Annotated in this window: 17 protein-coding genes; 13 read left to right on the forward strand and 4 right to left on the reverse strand. The window is 44.3% G+C overall.

Annotated elements, in window-relative coordinates; translation table 11 throughout:
• Positions 1-24: 24 nt before the first annotated feature.
• Entirely contained in the window at positions 25-1,713 is a 1,689-nt protein-coding gene (gene recN, locus ACYQ05_RS01625; protein WP_459817708.1) for a DNA repair protein RecN, read from the reverse strand.
• Complete coding sequence (locus tag ACYQ05_RS01630; protein ID WP_459817709.1) at positions 1,713-2,591, reverse strand: NAD(+) kinase; 879 nt, start codon at positions 2,589-2,591, stop codon at positions 1,713-1,715. Before ACYQ05_RS01630 ends, recN begins: the two co-directional genes overlap by 1 nt.
• Before the next feature lie 149 nt (positions 2,592-2,740).
• On the opposite strand from ACYQ05_RS01630, the gene hrcA reads away from it, so the two are divergent.
• The 9 genes from hrcA (at position 2,741) to ACYQ05_RS01675 (ending at position 11,042) form a co-directional block, all read left to right on the forward strand.
• Positions 2,741-3,778 (forward strand): heat-inducible transcriptional repressor HrcA, encoded by a 1,038-nt coding sequence (hrcA, locus tag ACYQ05_RS01635; protein ID WP_459817710.1) that lies wholly within the window; start codon positions 2,741-2,743, stop codon positions 3,776-3,778.
• Between the two features lie 64 nt (positions 3,779-3,842).
• On the forward strand, positions 3,843-4,388 hold the full coding sequence (gene grpE / locus ACYQ05_RS01640) for a nucleotide exchange factor GrpE (protein WP_459817711.1): 546 nt from the start codon (positions 3,843-3,845) through the stop codon (positions 4,386-4,388).
• An 87-nt stretch (positions 4,389-4,475) separates the two neighbouring features.
• Positions 4,476-6,404: a molecular chaperone DnaK gene (dnaK, locus tag ACYQ05_RS01645; RefSeq protein ID WP_459817712.1), complete on the forward strand. Its 1,929-nt coding sequence runs from the start codon at positions 4,476-4,478 to the stop codon at positions 6,402-6,404.
• Positions 6,405-6,623: 219 nt separating this feature from the next.
• On the forward strand, positions 6,624-7,784 hold the full coding sequence (dnaJ, locus tag ACYQ05_RS01650; protein WP_459817713.1) for a molecular chaperone DnaJ: 1,161 nt from the start codon (positions 6,624-6,626) through the stop codon (positions 7,782-7,784).
• Positions 7,785-7,796: 12 nt separating this feature from the next.
• The gene (gene dapB / locus ACYQ05_RS01655) at positions 7,797-8,597 is read left to right on the forward strand and encodes a 4-hydroxy-tetrahydrodipicolinate reductase (RefSeq protein ID WP_459817715.1); all 801 of its coding nucleotides are present in this window, start codon (positions 7,797-7,799) and stop codon (positions 8,595-8,597) included.
• A gap of 13 nt (positions 8,598-8,610) precedes the next feature.
• Entirely contained in the window at positions 8,611-8,952 is a 342-nt protein-coding gene (locus ACYQ05_RS01660; RefSeq protein WP_459817717.1) for a hypothetical protein, read from the forward strand.
• On the forward strand, positions 8,953-9,297 hold the full coding sequence (locus ACYQ05_RS01665; protein WP_459817719.1) for a hypothetical protein: 345 nt from the start codon (positions 8,953-8,955) through the stop codon (positions 9,295-9,297).
• A 39-nt stretch (positions 9,298-9,336) separates the two neighbouring features.
• Positions 9,337-10,590, forward strand: coding sequence for a GGDEF domain-containing protein (locus ACYQ05_RS01670; protein WP_459817720.1), 1,254 nt, complete (start codon positions 9,337-9,339; stop codon positions 10,588-10,590).
• Positions 10,587-11,042, forward strand: a complete 456-nt coding sequence (locus ACYQ05_RS01675) for an FKBP-type peptidyl-prolyl cis-trans isomerase (protein ID WP_459817722.1) — start codon at positions 10,587-10,589, stop codon at positions 11,040-11,042. Before ACYQ05_RS01670 ends, ACYQ05_RS01675 begins: the two co-directional genes overlap by 4 nt.
• A 134-nt stretch (positions 11,043-11,176) precedes the next feature.
• Here ACYQ05_RS01675 and ACYQ05_RS01680 read toward each other — a convergent pair whose 3' ends face one another.
• Entirely contained in the window at positions 11,177-11,446 is a 270-nt protein-coding gene (locus ACYQ05_RS01680; protein WP_459817724.1) for a PP0621 family protein, read from the reverse strand.
• A gap of 101 nt (positions 11,447-11,547) precedes the next feature.
• Between ACYQ05_RS01680 and sucC the strand changes: the two genes are divergently transcribed.
• The 4 genes from sucC to ACYQ05_RS01700 are packed head-to-tail and all read left to right on the forward strand — an operon-like array spanning position 11,548 to position 17,209.
• Positions 11,548-12,726 (forward strand): ADP-forming succinate--CoA ligase subunit beta, encoded by a 1,179-nt coding sequence (gene sucC / locus ACYQ05_RS01685; RefSeq protein ID WP_459817726.1) that lies wholly within the window; start codon positions 11,548-11,550, stop codon positions 12,724-12,726.
• Positions 12,723-13,619, forward strand: a complete 897-nt coding sequence (gene sucD, locus ACYQ05_RS01690) for a succinate--CoA ligase subunit alpha (protein ID WP_459817728.1) — start codon at positions 12,723-12,725, stop codon at positions 13,617-13,619. Before sucC ends, sucD begins: the two co-directional genes overlap by 4 nt.
• 3 nt (positions 13,620-13,622) lie before the next feature.
• Positions 13,623-15,263, forward strand: a complete 1,641-nt coding sequence (locus ACYQ05_RS01695; protein WP_459817730.1) for an NAD+ synthase — start codon at positions 13,623-13,625, stop codon at positions 15,261-15,263.
• A gap of 32 nt (positions 15,264-15,295) precedes the next feature.
• Positions 15,296-17,209 (forward strand): sensor domain-containing phosphodiesterase, encoded by a 1,914-nt coding sequence (locus ACYQ05_RS01700; RefSeq protein ID WP_459817732.1) that lies wholly within the window; start codon positions 15,296-15,298, stop codon positions 17,207-17,209.
• 55 nt (positions 17,210-17,264) lie between these two features.
• Here the strand turns inward: ACYQ05_RS01700 and ACYQ05_RS01705 are convergent, their stop codons facing one another.
• Positions 17,265-18,020, reverse strand: coding sequence for an outer membrane protein assembly factor BamD (locus ACYQ05_RS01705; RefSeq protein WP_459817734.1), 756 nt, complete (start codon positions 18,018-18,020; stop codon positions 17,265-17,267).
• Between the last annotated feature and the right edge of the window lie 45 nt (positions 18,021-18,065).

Here is an 18,065-nt window from a genome sequence, read left to right on the forward strand (position 1 = left end):
ATTTTGTAGGGTGAGTCCAGTGCTCTAGACTGACTTTTGTGCCAGTTCTAACATCTCTTGCGCATGCTTACGCGTTTGCGGTGTGATTTTGAGTCCACCAAGCATACGAGCCAGCTCGTCAATCCGTTCTGGTTTTGAGAGTTTTTGAACTTGGGTCGTGGTCTGCTGGGCATCACTGTTTTTGGAGACGCGGTAGTGTTGATGTCCATGGGCTGCGACCTGTGCAAGGTGGGTAATGGAGAGGATTTGTCTTTGTTGACCCAGTTGTTGCATTTTTTGTCCGACGACTTCGGCGATGCCACCACCAATACCAACATCCACTTCATCAAAAATCAGGGTGGGCAGGCTGGCGACTTCTGCTGTAGCGACTTGAATGGAAAGGCTGATGCGGGAGAGCTCTCCACCGGAGGCGACTTTGGTTAAGGGTTGCAAGGGCTGTCCTTTATTGGCAGTCACTTGGAAGGTGACCTTGTCTAATCCGCTGGCAGCTGAGGCCTCAAGCGGTTGGAATTCAATGGCAAATTGACCATTTTCCATGCCCAGTGTTTGCATGCTGAGGGTCACCTGTTCAGCGAGTTGTTGTGCGGCGGTTTGCCGCTGCTGGCTTAATTTTAAAGCGGCTTGCAAATAGGCTTCTTCTGCTTCGCTAACGGCTTGTTGGAGTTGCTCTAAAGATGCGTCGGCGTGTTCAATGGCCTTTAATTCCGCTTCAATCTTTTGCTGCTTTTGTATCAGTTCTTCGGGTGAAATGAGATACTTTTTGGCGAGACCATGGAGTTCAGCTAAGCGCGCTTCAACTTGTTCAAGCCTTTGCGGATCCAGTTCAATGTTTTGGCTAAAATGGTGAATATCACTTGCGGTTTCTTGCAGTTCAATTAAGGCTTGATTAAGCTGTTCTATTTGGGTTTGTAAGGCAGGTTGATAGTCGGCAATCTGCTCAAGCGCTTCAATCGCATTGAGTACTTGTGCCGTGGCTGATTCAGTACTGTTGTGTTCATCCCCTTCCAGAGCCGTATAGGCGGTTTGGGAGGCGGTCAGTATTTCGCTGGCATGAGAGAGCGTGTTTTGTTCTTCGGAGAGCTCGGTAAATTCATTCTCTTGCGGTGCGACCTTAGCAAATTCTTCCAGTTGAAATTGTAAGAGGGCTAAACGGCTTTGTTGATCACTCTGCACATCGAGTTGCGTTTGATATTGCTGCTTAAGGGTTTGCCACTGTTTAAACAGTTGGCTGACCTGTTGCTGTTCGGCTTGTAAACCACCATAAGCATCGACGAGTTTGAGTTGTTGTGCGGGCTTCATTAAGCTTTGATGCTCATGTTGGCCATGAATATCAATCAGCTGTGCTGCAAGGGTTTTGAGTTGCGCAACGGGAACGGCAATGCCGTTAATATAGGCTTTAGAGCGCCCTTCAGCGGTGACGGTGCGACGCATTAAGCACTGCTCGGGCTCGTCATTTTCGAGATCATTTTCTTCTAACCAAGCTTGCACTTGAGGCAATTGCTTCAGGTCATATTCAGCAGTAATGTCCGCTTTTTTAGCACCATGCCGCACCAGGCTGGCATCGGCTCGATTGCCCAATGTCAGCCCTAAAGCGTCAAGTAGAATCGATTTACCCGCTCCAGTTTCTCCAGTTAAGGCGGTAAAACCGTTTGCAAAGGGGAGCTGAAGTTCTTCAATCAGCGCAAGGTTTTTAATGTGCAGGTGTTTGAGCATTAGCCTTTATTTCCCCAATTTAGTTTATCGCGTAAAATCGCGAAATGGTCATGACCCTTAGGGTGCAGCATTTTAATAAACTTTGGGTGGCGTGTCACATGGGTGATGTGGTTAGCGTTGGTGTTGTAGCCCACTTGGCCATCACAGATAATCTGTGCCTCTCCGCGACAGTTTTTAGAAGGGTGGAGTTGGATTTGGCTGTCGCCTGAAATAATGACTGGGCGGTTGGTAATGGTATGCGGACAGATAGAGACTAAGGCAATGGCATTTATTTCTGGGGTGAGAATGGGGCCTCCAGCGGAGAGCGCATAAGCCGTAGATCCAGTGGGGGTGGAGATAATTAAGCCATCGGCTCGTTCATGATTAAAAAATCGTTTATTGATATAGATGTCGAACTCAATCATGCGAGGAGAGTTATTTTTATGCAACACCACATCATTAAAGGCGATTTCACGATAGACGGTTTGCGCACCTTCTTTAACTTCTACACTGAGTAAATTACGTTCTTCACAGTCATATTTTCCCTGAAAAATGGCTTCAAGTGTCGGAAGCATATGCTCTGGTGTGACATCGGTGAGAAAACCAACGCGTCCTAGATTAATGCCTAAAATAGGAATTTCTGCATCGACCATACTGCGTGCGACATTTAAAAAGGTGCCATCACCACCGACCACAATCGCTAGCTCGATTTGTTGAGCCAGTTTTTCGCGAGGCAAAATTTCCACGCCATAGCGTTCAGCAGGAAAATCTGACAGAGAGTCTTGATCTAACCAGAAAGTTTTTTCCAGGGGTTGAAAGTGTTCAATTAATTTGACAATGTGCTCCCAGGATTGGATACCGTTGAGCTTGCCGAAAATACCGATTTTTTGAAACATCATGATGCTAAATCCTTATTTGAGCCCCTTTGATATGCAAAGGCTCCATTTCTCTTTATTGACTATTTTACTTGAAAATGTAAACTTTGAGGCCTATAAAAATTAGCACTCTTGGATATTGAGTGCTAGTTGTCGTCAGGAGGCAGAGCAGAATGAAACCGTTAAATGAACGAAAATTAATGCTATTTCAAAATCTGATGACTTTGTATTTAGCAGAGGGGCGCCCAATTGGTTCATCACACCTAGCTGAGGTCGCCAATTTGGGGGTGAGTTCTGCCACCATTCGCAATGCGATGGCGGATTTGGAAAAAATGGGATTGCTCTATTCACCACATACTTCAGCTGGACGCGTGCCAACTGAAGCAGGGTTGCGTTTTTTTGTGGATACGATGCTGCATATCCCAAGCCAAGATCAGCAATTAGAAGCGGGCATTGAACAGCAACTGAAATCGATCGAATCTCAGGATGAGGCCTTAAACCGAGCAGCTAATTTGATTTCAGACCTGACCGGTTTGGCCGGAGTTGTGATGTTACCCAATAAGGCGGAAGAGCGACTTGAGCATATTGAGTTTGTGCGTTTAAATGAAAATCGGGTTTTGGTGGTGCTGTTATTTACGGGTCAGGATATTCAGAATCGAGTGATTGAGTTGGAAAAGCCCGTTTCTGCCAGCCAATTGCAGGAGATTTCAAATTATCTGAATCGGCATTTTGCCGGCTTTACTTTAAAAGAGGTGCAGCAACAGATTGTGCAACAGATGCAACAGATACAGCAGCACTTGAATCATGCGATGCAGCAGATGATGCGGGTAACGGAGCGGGTGCTCAATGATCAGCTCAATTTAACGGAACCCTATATTATTAGCGGCAAAACCAAATTATTAAATTATCGAGAGTTGGGAGATGCGGAACGCTTAAAGGCATTGTTTGAAGCGTTTCAAGAGCATTCAGCCGTTTTAAATCTCTTAGATAAGAGTTTACAACAAAAAGGCTTACAAATTTTTATTGGTCGAGAGTGTGGGGCAGAGGCCTATGCCGATTGTAGTGTGGTGACTTCTCCTTATGAGATAGAGGGAGAGTTGATGGGGGTGATCGGAGTGGTGGGGCCAACTCGTATGCCTTATGCCCAAGTGGCCGCTCGTGTCATGGTGACCGCCAACACTTTAAGCAAAATTTTATCGAAGCACGCTTGAAAATTTTATCACTGACCCCATAAAAGTGAGCAACTGTTAAGCATTCAAATATTAGGAGAGGATGATGAGCGATAAACAACACGAAACTGAGCAAGAAAAAGTGCAAGAAGAAACTGTAGAACAAGCTGAGCAAAAAGTCGAAGAAGATATACAAGCTCTGCTTGAAGAGGCGCAAAAAGAGGCGCAAAATCAAAAAGAGTTGGCGTTACGTACTTTAGCCGATATGGAAAACTTACGTCGCCGCACACGTATTGATGTGGAAAATGCCCATAAATATGCCTTAGAGAAATTTGTCAATGAATTGATCCCAGTGGTTGACAGTATGGAAATGGGGATTGAGGCTGCGGCGAAAGAGGATGTGGACATTAAGAGCATTCAAGAAGGGATGGAAATGACCCTCAAGCAGATGCTCGATGTGTTGCAAAAATTTGAGGTGGAGAGAGTCAATCCTCAAAATGAAGCCTTTAATCCAGAGTTGCATGAGGCAATGACCATGGTGCCTAATGCTGAATTAGCGCCTAATACCGTAATGGATGTTATTCAGAAAGGGTATACCTTAAATGGTCGTGTTGTTCGACCTGCACGCGTGATTGTGTCAAAGGAAGCATAAAATTTACCAAGAGGGGTTGAAAGGAAAAAAAGCGCCCCTATTAATGGATTAGCGAAAATTACTGAATTTAAACGAGGAGAAAAGAAGATGTCAAAAATTATTGGTATTGATTTAGGGACCACCAACTCTTGTGTGGCGGTGATGGAAGGAAAAGATGTCAAAGTGATTCCAAATGCAGAAGGACATCGTACAACGCCATCTGTGGTTGCCTATACAAAAGATAATGAAATTTTGGTCGGTGAACCAGCGAAACGTCAGGCGGTCACCAACCCCCATAACACTTTATTTGCCATTAAACGTTTGATTGGTCGTAAATATGACGATCCTGTTGTGCAAAAAGATAAGGAGATGGTGCCTTATAAAATTGTGCCAGCAGACAATGGTGATGCATGGGTAGAAGTAAATGGCAAAAAATTATCACCACAAGAAGTGTCTGCAGAAATTTTACGTAAAATGAAGCGCACTGCAGAAGATTACCTGGGTTCAGATGTAAAAGAAGCCGTTATTACGGTGCCAGCTTACTTTAATGATGCTCAGCGTCAAGCCACTAAAGATGCAGGGCGCATTGCTGGGTTGGATGTGAAGCGTATTATCAACGAACCGACTGCGGCTGCTTTGGCTTATGGAATGGATAAGGCTAAAGGCGATAGCAAGATTGCGGTTTATGACTTAGGTGGGGGTACATTTGATATTTCCATCATTGAAGTTGCCGACCTTGATGGCGAGAAACAGATCGAAGTGCTTTCAACCAATGGTGATACTTTCCTCGGTGGTGAAGATTTTGATAAGCAAATCATCGACTATGTGGTAGAAGAGTTTAAAAAAGAACAAGGCGTTGACCTGAAATCCGATCCGCTTGCATTACAGCGTTTGAAAGAGGCTGCTGAAAAAGCAAAAATTGAGTTGTCTTCTACAGAACAGACAGACATTAACTTGCCATATATTACTGCGGATGCCTCAGGGCCTAAGCACTTAAATGTACGCTTAACTCGTGCGAAGTTTGAATCTTTGATTGAAGACTTAGTACAGCGTTCAATCGAGCCTTGTAAGTTGGCGATGAAAGATGCAGGCTTGTCTGCTTCAGATATCGATGATGTGATTTTAGTTGGGGGCTCAACACGTGTACCTTTAGTTCAACGCAAAGTAAAAGAGTTCTTTGGTAAAGAGCCTCGTAAAGACATTAACCCTGATGAAGCTGTTGCGATTGGTGCAGCCATTCAAGGTGGGGTATTGTCAGGTGATGTGAATGATGTCCTGCTATTGGATGTGACACCTCTCTCATTGGGTATTGAAACCATGGGCGGTGTAATGACTAAGTTGATTGAGAAGAATACAACGATTCCAACACGTAAATCGCAAATCTTCTCAACAGCTGAAGATAACCAGCAAGCAGTGACCATCCATGTGTTGCAAGGTGAGCGTGAAATGGCTTCGGCTAACAAATCTTTAGGTCAATTTAACCTAGAAGATATTCCACCTGCACCACGTGGTGTGCCTCAAATTGAGGTGACATTTGATATCGATGCGAACGGTATCTTGAATGTTTCTGCAAAAGATAAGGCTTCTGGTAAGGAGCAGAAAATTACCATTCAAGCTTCTTCTGGTTTAAGTGAAGAAGAAATCGAAAAAATGATTAAAGATGCAGAAGCACACGCAGAAGAAGATCGCAAGTTGAAAGAGCTTGTGGATGCGCGTAACCAAGCGGATGCAATGATTCACACTGTGAAGAAATCATTGGAAGAAGCGGGTGACAAAGTCGTTTCTACCGTGAAAGAGAAAGTCCAAGGCTTGATTAAGGAGCTCGAAGAGTTGATCAAAGGTGATGACAAAACTGCGATCGAATCTAAGACTCAAGAGCTGGCCGCGGCTTCTCAAGAAGTGGTTCAAGCTCAGCAAGCCGGTGAAGGTGCGGGTGCTGCAGGTGCAGCAGGTGCCGGAGCGGCAGGCGGTGCTTCTGCAGCAGATGATGATGTCGTTGATGCTGAATTTGAAGAAGTTGACGACGACAAAAAATAATATGATGGGTTAGAAACCATTATAATGTACGGGCAGTTCACTCTAGAACTGCCCGTTTTTATTTATAGATGTAAATTTCCGAAAGAAAAATAAAAAATTTAAAAATAACCCCAGTTTGATGGCTTTAAACATGGATCTTAAGGCGTTATTTTTAAATTTTTTAATCGACTTGAATTGTTAAAGTTCAACTCATTCAAATTAGAGTAGATAAGATTTATTATGGCAACCAAAAGATGTTATTACGAAGTTTTGCAGGTGAGCAAAACCGCTTCAGAAGCAGAGATTAAAAAGGCTTACCGTAAGTTGGCGATGAAGTATCATCCCGACCGTAACCCCGATGACCCTGAGGCGGAGGAGAAATTTAAAGAGGTGAACGAAGCCTATGATGTGCTGTCTGACCCTCAAAAACGTTCAGCCTATGATCAATTTGGTCATGCGGGCGTGGATGGCAATGCGGCAGCTGGAAGTGGCGGTTTTGGTGGTTTTGGAGACTTCAGTGATATCTTTAGTGACCTCTTTGGCGGTGGTTTTAGTCGAGGACCTCAGCCCGGGAACGACTTACAATATGAGTTAAGCATTAGTCTGGAAGAAGCGGTCAAAGGTACAACAGTAGAGATTCGCATCCCCACTAAAGAAGTGTGTGATGCTTGTCAGGGCACAGGGGCTGAGCCTGGGTCGCCGGTGGAAACTTGTCCCACTTGTGGTGGACAAGGCCAAGTCCGCATTCAGCAAGGTTTTTTTGCAGTGGCTCAAACTTGCCCAACCTGTCATGGAACTGGGAAACTGGTTAAAAATAAATGTAAAAAATGTCATGGTGAAGGCTATGTACATGATCATAAAACCATATCGGTCAAAATCCCAGCCGGCGTGGATACAGGGGATCGTATTCGTTTAGCAGGGGAAGGCGAAGCGGGAGAACCAGGCGCGCCTCATGGGGACCTTTATGTCAGAATTCGCGTTAAAGAACACCCTATTTTCAAAAGGGAAGGGAATACATTATTCTGTGAGTTGCCAATTTCTTTCACCAAGGTGGCTTTAGGTGGCACGATTGAGGTGCCCACACTAGATGGCGGTGCAGAGTTAAAGATTCCAGCAGGTACACAATCAGGTCAGCGGTTTAAACTGACCGGTAAAGGGATCAGATCTGTTCGTTCTAATCGTGTAGGCGATTTAATTGTGCAAGTGAATGTTGAAACGCCGGTCAAATTGACTTCTGAACAGAAAGCCTTATTAGAAGAGCTGGAAGCCAGTTTGGAGGGTAAAGCGCATAAACACAATCCTCAGTCTCACTCGTTCTTTGATAAAGTGAAAGCGTTTTTTACTGGTGAAGATGAGCAAGAGAGCCAGTCGAAAAAATCTAATGATGAACCGTGGAAGTAGAGAGTAGATAAAATGAGAGTGGCAATTACGGGTGCCTCAGGGCGTATGGGAAAAAATTTAATTCAAGCGGTCAATCAAACAGAAGGACTCACCGTAAGCGCTGCGATTGAACGTCCGGGCTCCTCTTTAATAGGCGTGGATGCAGGTGAAATGGCCGGCATCGGACCTTTGAGGGTGAAAGTGGTGGATGATTTAGCGTCGGTGGTCGATGACTTTGAAGTACTCATTGATTTTACGCGTCCAGAAGTGACCTTGAAGAACTTGGAAATTTGCGTCAATGCTGGAAAAAAAATGGTCATTGGCACCACAGGTTTTGATGAGGCGGGTCTGGCAAAGATTGATGAGGCCGCGCAAAAGATTGCGATTGTGTTTGCACCCAATATGAGTGTTGGCGTCAATTTGTGTTTAAAGCTTTTGCAACAAGCCGCAGCCGTTTTGAATGAAGATTACGATATCGAAGTGATTGAAGCGCACCATCGCCATAAAGTCGATGCACCTTCTGGTACAGCTTTGCGTATGGGGGAAGTGGTGGCCGAAACCTTAGGTTGGGATTTGAAAGAGGTTGCTGTCTATGGTCGAGAAGGGATTACGGGCGAGCGACCTCATAAACAGATTGGTTTTGAGACCATACGAGCCGGCGATATTGTGGGTGAACACACAGTGATGTTTGCCACAGAAGGGGAGCGCGTGGAGATTACGCATAAGGCTTCTAGTCGCATGACTTTTGCCAAAGGGGCGGCCAGAGCCTGTCGCTGGTTAGCAGAGAAAGAGGTCGGGTTGTACGATATGCAAGCTGTGCTTAATTTACGATAAGGAAGGAGCCCCTATGAAAACAGTGATTGGAAAAAAGTGGATGCGTCCAATGGTTAAGGTGGGGCTTATGAGTCTTGCTCTGACCATTGCAGCGACGGGTTTAACGGGGTGTGAAAAACTCTCAAACAGTATGAAAAATGTTCAATCTGACTTAATCGGTCTCAAACGCAAGGTGGAAATTTATTCTTGCCTAGATGGTCATCTCATTAAATCTTTTACTGGAACTGTGCGTTTAAATCCAGAAGATAAATATGGTGCATCGATTCTAATTAATGGTAAAAAATTGCATACCAATCTATGCTACATTATTCAAGAACAGGGTTTACAAGAAGACCCGCTACCAGTGAGGCCTTAAATGCAACCCGTTAAGTATCCGTTTGTTTTTATTTTTAGCCTCCTTATGGTTAGCCTGACCGGTTGCAGTTCGGTGAAGACGCAGCCATTCAATTCAGAAAAAACCTTTTTATTAACGACTACCGTGCAAGACGCGCCGACAGATTATGATTACTACCGCTTGCGTAAAAAAGCAGAGGCGCTTTGTCCGGTAGGCTATGATGTTGAAAGCCAAGTTTTTGGGGCTAAAGGAGAACTGCCAAAAAGTCAGTTACAATGTGTGAGCGGGTGTGATGTCACTTTACAGTGGAAAATCCATTGTACGGACAGAAAGTCAGCACCGTTCTCTATTTTTGGGAACTTTTAAAAGAGACCTGTGCATGAGTGGATGGCTGAATTATAACTTATGCAGTTAAAACACTTTTTTTGGCTTTTACCTCTTACGGGCTTTGCTTTTTGGCAAGCGCCTCATCTCTCTGATTGGCCGATTGCTTGGCAGCAATTGCTGCATGAAGCGCCGATCGTGTTGGCAAGTTTAGGGGCATTTGTCAGCATTTACTTAAATCGCATTCAACCTTTAATGCTGTTTGCCACGCTACTGGTTGCCAGCGTTGGAATGGAGTTCCTGTTTCCGGGGCATCTATTTGGGCATGCCCCTTCACTTTTTTATCCGATTTTTACTTTGTGGTTGCCCCTGGTCTGGTTGTTGTGGACCGTAATGCCAGAAAAAGGCATTAAGCATCTGCCTTATTTGCTTCTGTGCCTACTGCTGTTAATTTTGCCCGCTCTAGGGTTGAAGTGGGCGGTGATTGAACTCAGTGAGTATTGGGCGCGATTAATTAGCCTGCCAATCTCTTCTGAAACAGATTATTGGTTACAGTTGCCGAAGATCAGTGTGATCGTTGTTTTAAGCATTTTTGCGATTTTGTTGGTTCGCTTAAGTTTACTTAAAAGGCCCAAGGTGCTAGATAGCGTGACCTTAGTGGTGTATGTTTTAATTATTTATGGCTTAAATCATCTGTTTCAGCCTCTAATCTTTGATTGGGTGCTGTCCATTTCAGCACTTTTAATTCTGTTGTCTTTGATTTTTGATGCCCATTTTATTGCCTATAATGATCAGTTGACCGGATTAAATGGTCGTCGGGCCTTGTTAGAAGATATTGTAGGTTTAGGACGAAAATACGCTATTGCCATGGTTGATATTGATCATTTTAAAAAATTTAATGATACCTATGGTCATGATGTAGGCGATTTGGCTTTACAGCAGGTGGCTGAAATGCTTTCAGGGGTTAAAGGCGGTGGTCATGTGTATCGTTATGGCGGTGAAGAGTTTACGATTCTTTATCCTAGAAAGACGGCACAGGAGGCACAGGCTTTTTTACAGCAGTTGTGCGAACAGGTCGCCGCGACCCCTTTACGATTCCAGTATAAAGGCGAGTCGGTAGAAAAGAAGATCACCATTAGTATCGGTGTGGCAGATAGCCGTGCGGCAAAGCAACCAGAATCTGTAATGAAATGTGCAGATGAAGCGCTTTATCAAGCGAAGCAAGCGGGGCGCAATCAAGTTAAAGTTTATAATGCATCTTCATCTAAGGTGACGTCTTACTCGAAGCATAAAAAACAACCAAATCTTAAAAAACTGAAAAAGGAAAAAGCATGACGCAGCAAACCGAAACCGATGTAAAACGGGTAGAAGAAGACAGTGTGATTGAAATTCGCTATCAATTAATGTTAATGGACGGCACCTTAGTGGATGAAACAGAAGGTGATGAAACCTTTACCTTAAAACTGGGGGAAGGACAGATGCTGGATAAAATGGAAGCGCTTTTGGTGGGTCTGCCAGTGGGCACTTCTAATACTTTTATGTTGTCGCCAGAGCAAGCCTTTGGTCAGCCCGATCCAAATAATATTCATACAATGGGTCGTTCTGAATTCCCTGAAGAAATGTCGCTTAAAGAAAAAATGGTGATTGGATTTGAAGGTCCTGATGGTGAAGAAGTTCCCGGTTGGATTGTGGGTATTGAAGAGGATGAGGTTGTTGTGGATTTTAATCATCCATTGTCAGGTCAAACCTTAAAATTTGATGTGTCTATCGTAGATATTAAAGATTAGGTTTCTTCGAAAGAATCAAAGCGATTAAGATTTGATTAATCGCTTAATGGTTGCGCGTCTATTAATGAACCGTTGTAGGTGCGTTGACAATAAGTCGCCATTTATTAAGTTTTATCAGCCAATCAATTTCAAACTTATTCAACCTTACCGCCCTTATCAATAAAAATTTGTAAATGTTCTTTACTGCAAAAACAGTGTTTTTGTCCTTTGGCATCCGCGACGCATAGGGCTTCTGCTTCAGGCAGGTGGAGTCGGCAAACTTCGCAGGTGACCATGGGTTCAGCTTGTTTCTTCTGTGTCTTTTTCACTCTTGCATCTTCTCGTAGTTGATCCGTGCGATTGATAATGGTTCGCACTAGAAAAAACAGGCCTATAATGAAAAGTAAAAAAAGTAAAGCGCGCATGTCTAGAAGCCTCTCTATCCGTTAATAGTCGGTGAATAGCATAGCATTTTTGGGTTAAAAAAACTAAAATAGAAATAATTGTACCAAGGAAAAACGACGCTATGAATTTACACGAATATCAATCCAAGCAACTCTTTTCACACTATCAAATCCCGATTCCTAAAAGCCAAGTGGTGACTCAATTGTCTGAGGTGGATTCTGCGCTTGAAGCTATTGGTGGGCAGGCCTGGGTGGTCAAGGCGCAAATTCATGCGGGTGCGCGTGGAAAAGCGGGTGGCGTCAAGATTGTCCACTCGGTTGAAGAGGCGAAAGCGGTCACAGAACAGTTATTAGGTAGCCAATTGGCCACCCCGCAGACGGCGGGCAAAGCATTGCCCGTGAATGCGGTGCTCATTGAGCAGACATTAGAGATTGCAGATGAACTGTATTTGAGCCTGTTAATCGATCGTGCCAGCCGACGACATACGTTTATTATATCGGCTGCAGGGGGGATGGACATTGAAGCGGTGGCTGCAGAAACCCCTGAAAAAATTTTAAAGATTATAGTGGATCCAACGGTGGGTCTCATGCCTTATCAAGCGCGAGAAGTGGGTTTTGCACTAGGCTTAAAAGGAGAGGCCTTTAAGCAGCTGGGGCAGATGATGCAGCAACTGTATCAATTGGCTTTGGATAAAGATACCAGTTTAATAGAAATTAACCCTTTAGTGCGTACTGCGGATAATCAATTGGTGGCATTAGATGCTAAATTGAATATTGATGATAATGCACTCTACCGTCACCCCGACTTGGTCGCTATGCGCGATATCAGTCAGGAAGATGAACGAGAAGCGATCGCCGCTGACCATCAATTGAACTATATTGCATTAGAGGGCAATATAGGGTGTATGGTGAATGGTGCAGGGTTGGCGATGGCCACCATGGATTTGATTAAGCTCAATGGGGGGGCACCGGCGAATTTCTTGGATGTGGGAGGCGGTGCGACTCCAGAAAGAGTGGCAACAGCGTTTAAATTAATTCTTTCTTCAAAAGAGGTGAAGTCGATTCTTGTGAATATTTTTGGCGGCATTGTGCGTTGTGATTTGATTGCGGATGGCATTATTCAAGCGGTACAGGAAGTCGGATTGACGATTCCGGTAGTTGTGCGCCTAGAAGGAACGAATGTAGAGCTGGGACGAAAAAAATTGGCGGAAAGTGGCTTACAAATTATCGCCGTTGAAGATTTGGAAGAGGCGGCGAAAACCGCTGTAGAAGTGGCAAGCGCAGGAGAAGTATCAGCATGAGTATTTTAGTCGATCATTCAACCAAAGTGATTTGCCAAGGGTTTACCGGTAAGCAGGGGACTTTTCATTCAGAACAGGCCATTGCCTATGGTACCCAAATGGTGGGCGGTGTTACCCCTGGAAAAGGGGGGCAGACCCATTTAGGCCTGCCAGTTTTTAATACGGTGAGAGAAGCGGTTGAAGAGACGGGCGCAGAAGCTTCAATGATCTATGTGCCGCCTGCTTTTGCTGCGGATTCGATTATTGAAGCCATTGAAGCTGGGGTGCGCGTGATCACTTGTATTACAGAAGGTATTCCAGTGGCCGATATGCTTAAAGTACGTGCGGTTTTAGAAAATTCCAACAGTTATCTGATTGGCCCTAACTGTCCAGGTTTGATTACGCCAGGCGATAATGGACAGGGGTGTAAAATTGGCATTATGCCTGGTCATATTCATCAGCCGGGTAAAATTGGTGTGGTTTCACGTTCAGGCACCTTGACCTATGAAGCGGTGCACCAGACGACAAAGAATGGTTTGGGGCAGACCACTTGTGTGGGCATTGGCGGTGACCCCATTCATGGTATGAGTTTTGTGGACTGCTTAGAGCTTTTTGAGCAGGATCCACAAACCGAAGGGATTATTATGGTGGGTGAGATTGGCGGCAGCGAAGAAGAGGACGCGGCTGCGTTTATTCAGGCGCATGTCAGTAAACCCGTGGTGGCCTATATTGCTGGTGTCACCGCACCGCCAGGTAAACGCATGGGGCATGCAGGCGCGATTGTGAGTGGCGGGCAAGGGACCGCTGAAGCCAAATTTGCCGCTTTAGAACGAGCAGGCGTCACGGTTGTCCGTTCTCCTGCGAAAATGGGTGAGGCAATGTATGAAGTGTTGCAAAATGCTCAAGGGAGTTAAGGGATGACACATACGGTTCGGGTGGTGATGGCGCAAATTGATCCATTGGTCGGGGATATACAAGGAAATGCACAGCGAATTGTAGAGACCCTTAAACAAGCCAAAGCAGAGCATCAAGCGGACATTGTGGTGTTCCCTGAGATGACTTTAACCGGTTATCCGCCGGAGGATCTATTACTCCGTCCCGGGCTTTATCATCAAGTCAATCAGGCTTTGGATGAATTGTGTCAAGCGCTTGCGGAAGTCGAAGCGGTGGCGGTGATCGGCTATCCGATGCAGGATGAATTAGGAGATCGGTTTAATATGGCGGCTTGGATTGAAAAAGGTCAGATTCAAGCCAGTTATATGAAGCAGCATTTACCCAACTATGGTGTTTTTGATGAGCAGCGCTACTTTAAGCCCGGTAAACAGCCGTGTGTTGTTGAATACCGAGGTATTCAGTTTGGTCTGCTGATTTGTGAGGATATTTGGAAATTTTCTCCTGCGGAGCAGGCGGTTGAAGCTGGAGCAGATGTGCTTTTAACCATGAATGCCTCCCCTTTCTCTGCAGAAAAACATCAAGATCGCATTAAGGTGCTTAAACGTCGAGTCGATGAGGTCAAACGCCCTATTTTATATGTGAATCAAGTGGGCGGACAGGATGAATTGGTATTTGATGGTGGTTCTTTTGCGGTCTGTGCGGATGGCGAGGTGATGGTACAAGCGCCCGAATTTCAAACTGCATTAATGCCAGTGAATATTATGCGGCAGGCTGAGCATGTGGTGGTGTTACCAGGAGAAAAAGCGGCCCTGTTAGATGAAGAAGCGATGCGTTACGAAGCCATTAAGATGGGCATCCGGGATTATGTAGAAAAAAATGGCTTTAAAGGAGTTGTGCTTGGCCTATCAGGTGGCATAGATTCTGCTTTGACTTTGGTATTGGCTGTGGATGCTTTAGGCGCAGATCGCGTGGAGGCGGTGATGATGCCTTTTCGCTATACCGCTGATATGAGTGTTGAAGATGCCAAGGCAGAAGCGGAAGCTTTGGGCGTACGTTATGAGCAGTTGCCAATTGAAGCCATTTATCAGAGTTTTGAACAGACGTTGGCAGAACGTTTTGCTGGCACGGAGACGGATGTCACGGAAGAGAATCTACAAGCGCGCATTCGAGGTGTGCTGTTGATGGCCATTTCTAACAAAGTGGGGGCTTTGGTATTAGCCACCAGTAACAAAAGTGAAGTGGCAGTAGGCTATAGCACTTTGTACGGGGATATGGTCGGTGGGTTTTCCCCTTTAAAGGATCTGCTTAAGACACAGGTTTATCAGTTGGCACTTTATCGAAATCAAATACAACCTGTCATACCTGAACGAGTGATCACCCGAGCACCTTCGGCAGAATTGCGTCCAGAGCAAAAAGACCAAGACAGTTTGCCTGAATATCCAGTATTAGATGCGATTATTCAGGCCTATGTAGAACAGGATAAAACGCCCGATGAGATTGAAGCCTTAGGGTTCGATCGTCAAGTGGTTTTAAAAGTGGTAAACTTAATAAACCGTAATGAATATAAACGTCGTCAAGCGGCACCTGGTGTGCGTCTTACACAGCGTGCCTTTGGTCGAGACCGTCGTTATCCAATAACTCATGGGTATACAGAAAAGCGCTGAATGATTGCTAAATAGATAGAGTGAGGGTAAATATGACTCAAAACAGTACCTTAACTGATGGGCCTGATGGGCAGCTTAAGACAGAAGATGAAAAACTTTTGCTGAAGAGATGCCAGTTAGATCTCGCTTTGTATCACGGTGTACTGAGTACTGAACAGTTTGAGTCTTTATTTGAGTTCTATTCGGAAGTGCTAAATGTCTTAGCAGAGGATTTATCTTTACAAGTGGTATTGGATAAGCTCTGTTTAGCCGCAGAAAAGTTAATCCCCAATGCGAACGCGACCATTATGTTTTTAGATGAGCATGGAAAATTGCAGGTTAAAGCGGCGCCTTCAGCAGCTGAATCTGGTATTCGTGCGCTCAATAATCTTGAGCCAGGTCCCCATAGCGGTTCTTGTGGAAATGTCATTTATCTGCAAGAACCCGTTTTTGTAGAAAATGCTTTAAATGATGACCGCTGTCAAGATATTCGTGAATTGGCGATTAATTTTGATTTAAGAGCCTGTTGGTCCATGCCAATTCAGGTGGGTGATAAAATAATAGGGACTTTTGCGTTAACCAGTTTTGAGCAGCGCATGCCCAATGCATTTCAGCTTAAGTTATTGGAAATGGGGGCGCAAATCGTCAGCATTGCTTATAGACGGTCTAAATTAGAGGAAGACCTTACGTTCTTAGCTTATTATGATCCCTTAACAGGGTTAAAAAATCGAAAGCAGCTTGAGAAAGATATTGAAGCTTATGTTCAAGCGTCGAATGGAGAGCCCTATTCTCTGATATTGATAGGTTTGAACCGATTTAAAGCGATTAATGATACCTATGGGCATGACATGGGCGATCGAGTTTTACAGGCGATGGGGCAATGTATTGATCGATTTGTGAACAACGAATTCCCATTATATCGTATCGGCAGTGATGAGTTTGCGTTAATTTTTAAACGTAAAAATTGTGATGTGTCTATGGTGGAAACCTATGTTGAAAATCTCTCGCGCTGTATTCGTGAGATGATTGAGATCGATCATCACCATTTTTATCTTTCTGCGAGCATTGGCATTGCGTGCGCACTAGGTAAGCAGCACTTTTATCAATTGATGAAAGAAGCGGATATGGCGATGTATGCGGCTAAGGCCAACCCGAACAAGTGTTATGCTTTTTATGAACACAGCATGGCGCAAAAAGTGGTAGATGAAGCGGAACTTGATCGGGATCTGCATCGTGCATTAGAAGATCGTCAATTTGTCATCTACTATCAACCGTTAATGGATGCAATAGACAACAAAGTTCGCTCTTTAGAAGCATTGATTCGCTGGCAGCATCCTGAAAAAGGATTAATTCTGCCATTCAAGTTTATCCCTTTGGCTGAAGAGACGGGGATGATCAGTCAGATTACCCAATGGGTTGTGGATCAAGTCATTTCAGATCTAAAAAATTGGCATCGCCAAGGTTTGGATCAGTTTATGATTTCAATCAATATTTCGGGTCAAGAGTTTAATAAACAGCAGATTAGCTGTATGATTGACAAAATTCAACAAGCCGATTTAGCCCCTTACTTTGAATTTGAACTGACAGAAGGTTACTTTATGGGCTATGAAGACTCTTCTATTGAGCTGTTAGAGATGATTCGTGGTAGCGGTATTAGCATTGCTATAGATGACTTTGGAACGGGCTATTCTTCACTTTCTTATTTGAAACGCTTTCCAGTCGACAAGCTTAAAGTGGATCAGTCCTTAGTGCGTGATATTGTTGTGGATGAGAATGACCAAGCCATTGTGGAGGCAGTGGTGGCCATGAGTCGTGCATTGAAATTAAAAGTGGTCGTAGAAGGTGTAGAAACGCAGGCGCATCAAAAATTATTGGAAAATAAAGGGATTGACTATTTGCAAGGCTATCTCTATGCCAAACCTAAACCTGCCGTATTAGTAGAGAAGTTTCTCCGTCAGCATGTTTAAATCACGCGCGGCTGCTTTAATTTAACTGAGTGAGCACCATTTTCTATTTTTCCAATTAACTTTTTTCAGCAGATTGCTTGTCCTGTTTTAAGTTGTAGCGATAGACCCGCCAAGCATCTTTTGCATTTTTTTCCATTTTCAACTGTTCATAGGATTCGGCTAATAGTTTAAGTGCTTTTAAATTCACGACCGCTGTTGGATAGTTTGTAACCACCTCTTTGGCTCGATTGGCTGCGGCCAAATAGGCACGTCGGCCGTAATAAAATTTGGCGACAAGGTATTGATGACGGGCCAAACGGTTGGTGAGGATGATTAGGCGTTCGCGGGATTTTGCGGCATATTTAGAGTTTGGGAATCGTTTCAATAGGCTTAAATAGTATTGATAAGCTTCTTGAGTCGATTTCATATCCCGTTTGGCTGGATCGGTTACATATTGGTCAAACCAGCTGTGGTTGATCGAGTCTGCTGCAAGTGCACGTAGGTAATAGGCATAAGCCAGTGCTTTATGTTTGGGATAGACGCGAATAAATTCGTTCAGTTCTTGAATGGCCGATTTGGGCTCTTCAAATTTGTAATAGGCATAAGCTAAACTTAAATAGGCCTGCTCGGCAAATTTACCATAAGGGTAATAAGCTTTTAACTTTTCAAAATAATCAATCGCAGCTTCCCACTGTTGAGTATCAAAGGCCTCTTTAGCGTGTTGATAAAAGTCTTGTGCTGTCCATTCACTTTCTGGCTTTTCTACTAGATTGGAGCAGGCTGTGAGCGTTGTCATGAGTGCGAATAAGATCGGGAGCAGGTATTTGTTCATTTCGGTTACAATATCGTTTTGAATTTAGCAAAATATCATAGCATA

It is taken from the genome of Galenea microaerophila (assembly GCF_054657255.1).

Bases quoted from the DNA above. Each gene is read 5' to 3' on its own strand.
- ACYQ05_RS01665 (WP_459817719.1), top strand. From the start codon at position 8,953: ATGCAACCCGTTAAGTATCCGTTTGTTTTTATTTTTAGCCTCCTTATG.
- dapB (WP_459817715.1), top strand. From the start codon at position 7,797: ATGAGAGTGGCAATTACGGGTGCCTCAGGGCGTATGGGAAAAAATTTA.
- ACYQ05_RS01680 (WP_459817724.1), bottom strand. From the start codon at position 11,446: ATGCGCGCTTTACTTTTTTTACTTTTCATTATAGGCCTGTTTTTTCTA.
- hrcA (WP_459817710.1), top strand. From the start codon at position 2,741: ATGAAACCGTTAAATGAACGAAAATTAATGCTATTTCAAAATCTGATG.
- ACYQ05_RS01700 (WP_459817732.1), top strand. From the start codon at position 15,296: ATGACTCAAAACAGTACCTTAACTGATGGGCCTGATGGGCAGCTTAAG.
- ACYQ05_RS01670 (WP_459817720.1), top strand. From the start codon at position 9,337: ATGCAGTTAAAACACTTTTTTTGGCTTTTACCTCTTACGGGCTTTGCT.
- ACYQ05_RS01705 (WP_459817734.1), bottom strand. From the start codon at position 18,020: ATGAACAAATACCTGCTCCCGATCTTATTCGCACTCATGACAACGCTC.
- sucC (WP_459817726.1), top strand. From the start codon at position 11,548: ATGAATTTACACGAATATCAATCCAAGCAACTCTTTTCACACTATCAA.
- ACYQ05_RS01660 (WP_459817717.1), top strand. From the start codon at position 8,611: ATGAAAACAGTGATTGGAAAAAAGTGGATGCGTCCAATGGTTAAGGTG.
- dnaJ (WP_459817713.1), top strand. From the start codon at position 6,624: ATGGCAACCAAAAGATGTTATTACGAAGTTTTGCAGGTGAGCAAAACC.
- grpE (WP_459817711.1), top strand. From the start codon at position 3,843: ATGAGCGATAAACAACACGAAACTGAGCAAGAAAAAGTGCAAGAAGAA.
- ACYQ05_RS01630 (WP_459817709.1), bottom strand. From the start codon at position 2,591: ATGATGTTTCAAAAAATCGGTATTTTCGGCAAGCTCAACGGTATCCAA.
- dnaK (WP_459817712.1), top strand. From the start codon at position 4,476: ATGTCAAAAATTATTGGTATTGATTTAGGGACCACCAACTCTTGTGTG.
- ACYQ05_RS01675 (WP_459817722.1), top strand. From the start codon at position 10,587: ATGACGCAGCAAACCGAAACCGATGTAAAACGGGTAGAAGAAGACAGT.
- recN (WP_459817708.1), bottom strand. From the start codon at position 1,713: ATGCTCAAACACCTGCACATTAAAAACCTTGCGCTGATTGAAGAACTT.
- ACYQ05_RS01695 (WP_459817730.1), top strand. From the start codon at position 13,623: ATGACACATACGGTTCGGGTGGTGATGGCGCAAATTGATCCATTGGTC.
- sucD (WP_459817728.1), top strand. From the start codon at position 12,723: ATGAGTATTTTAGTCGATCATTCAACCAAAGTGATTTGCCAAGGGTTT.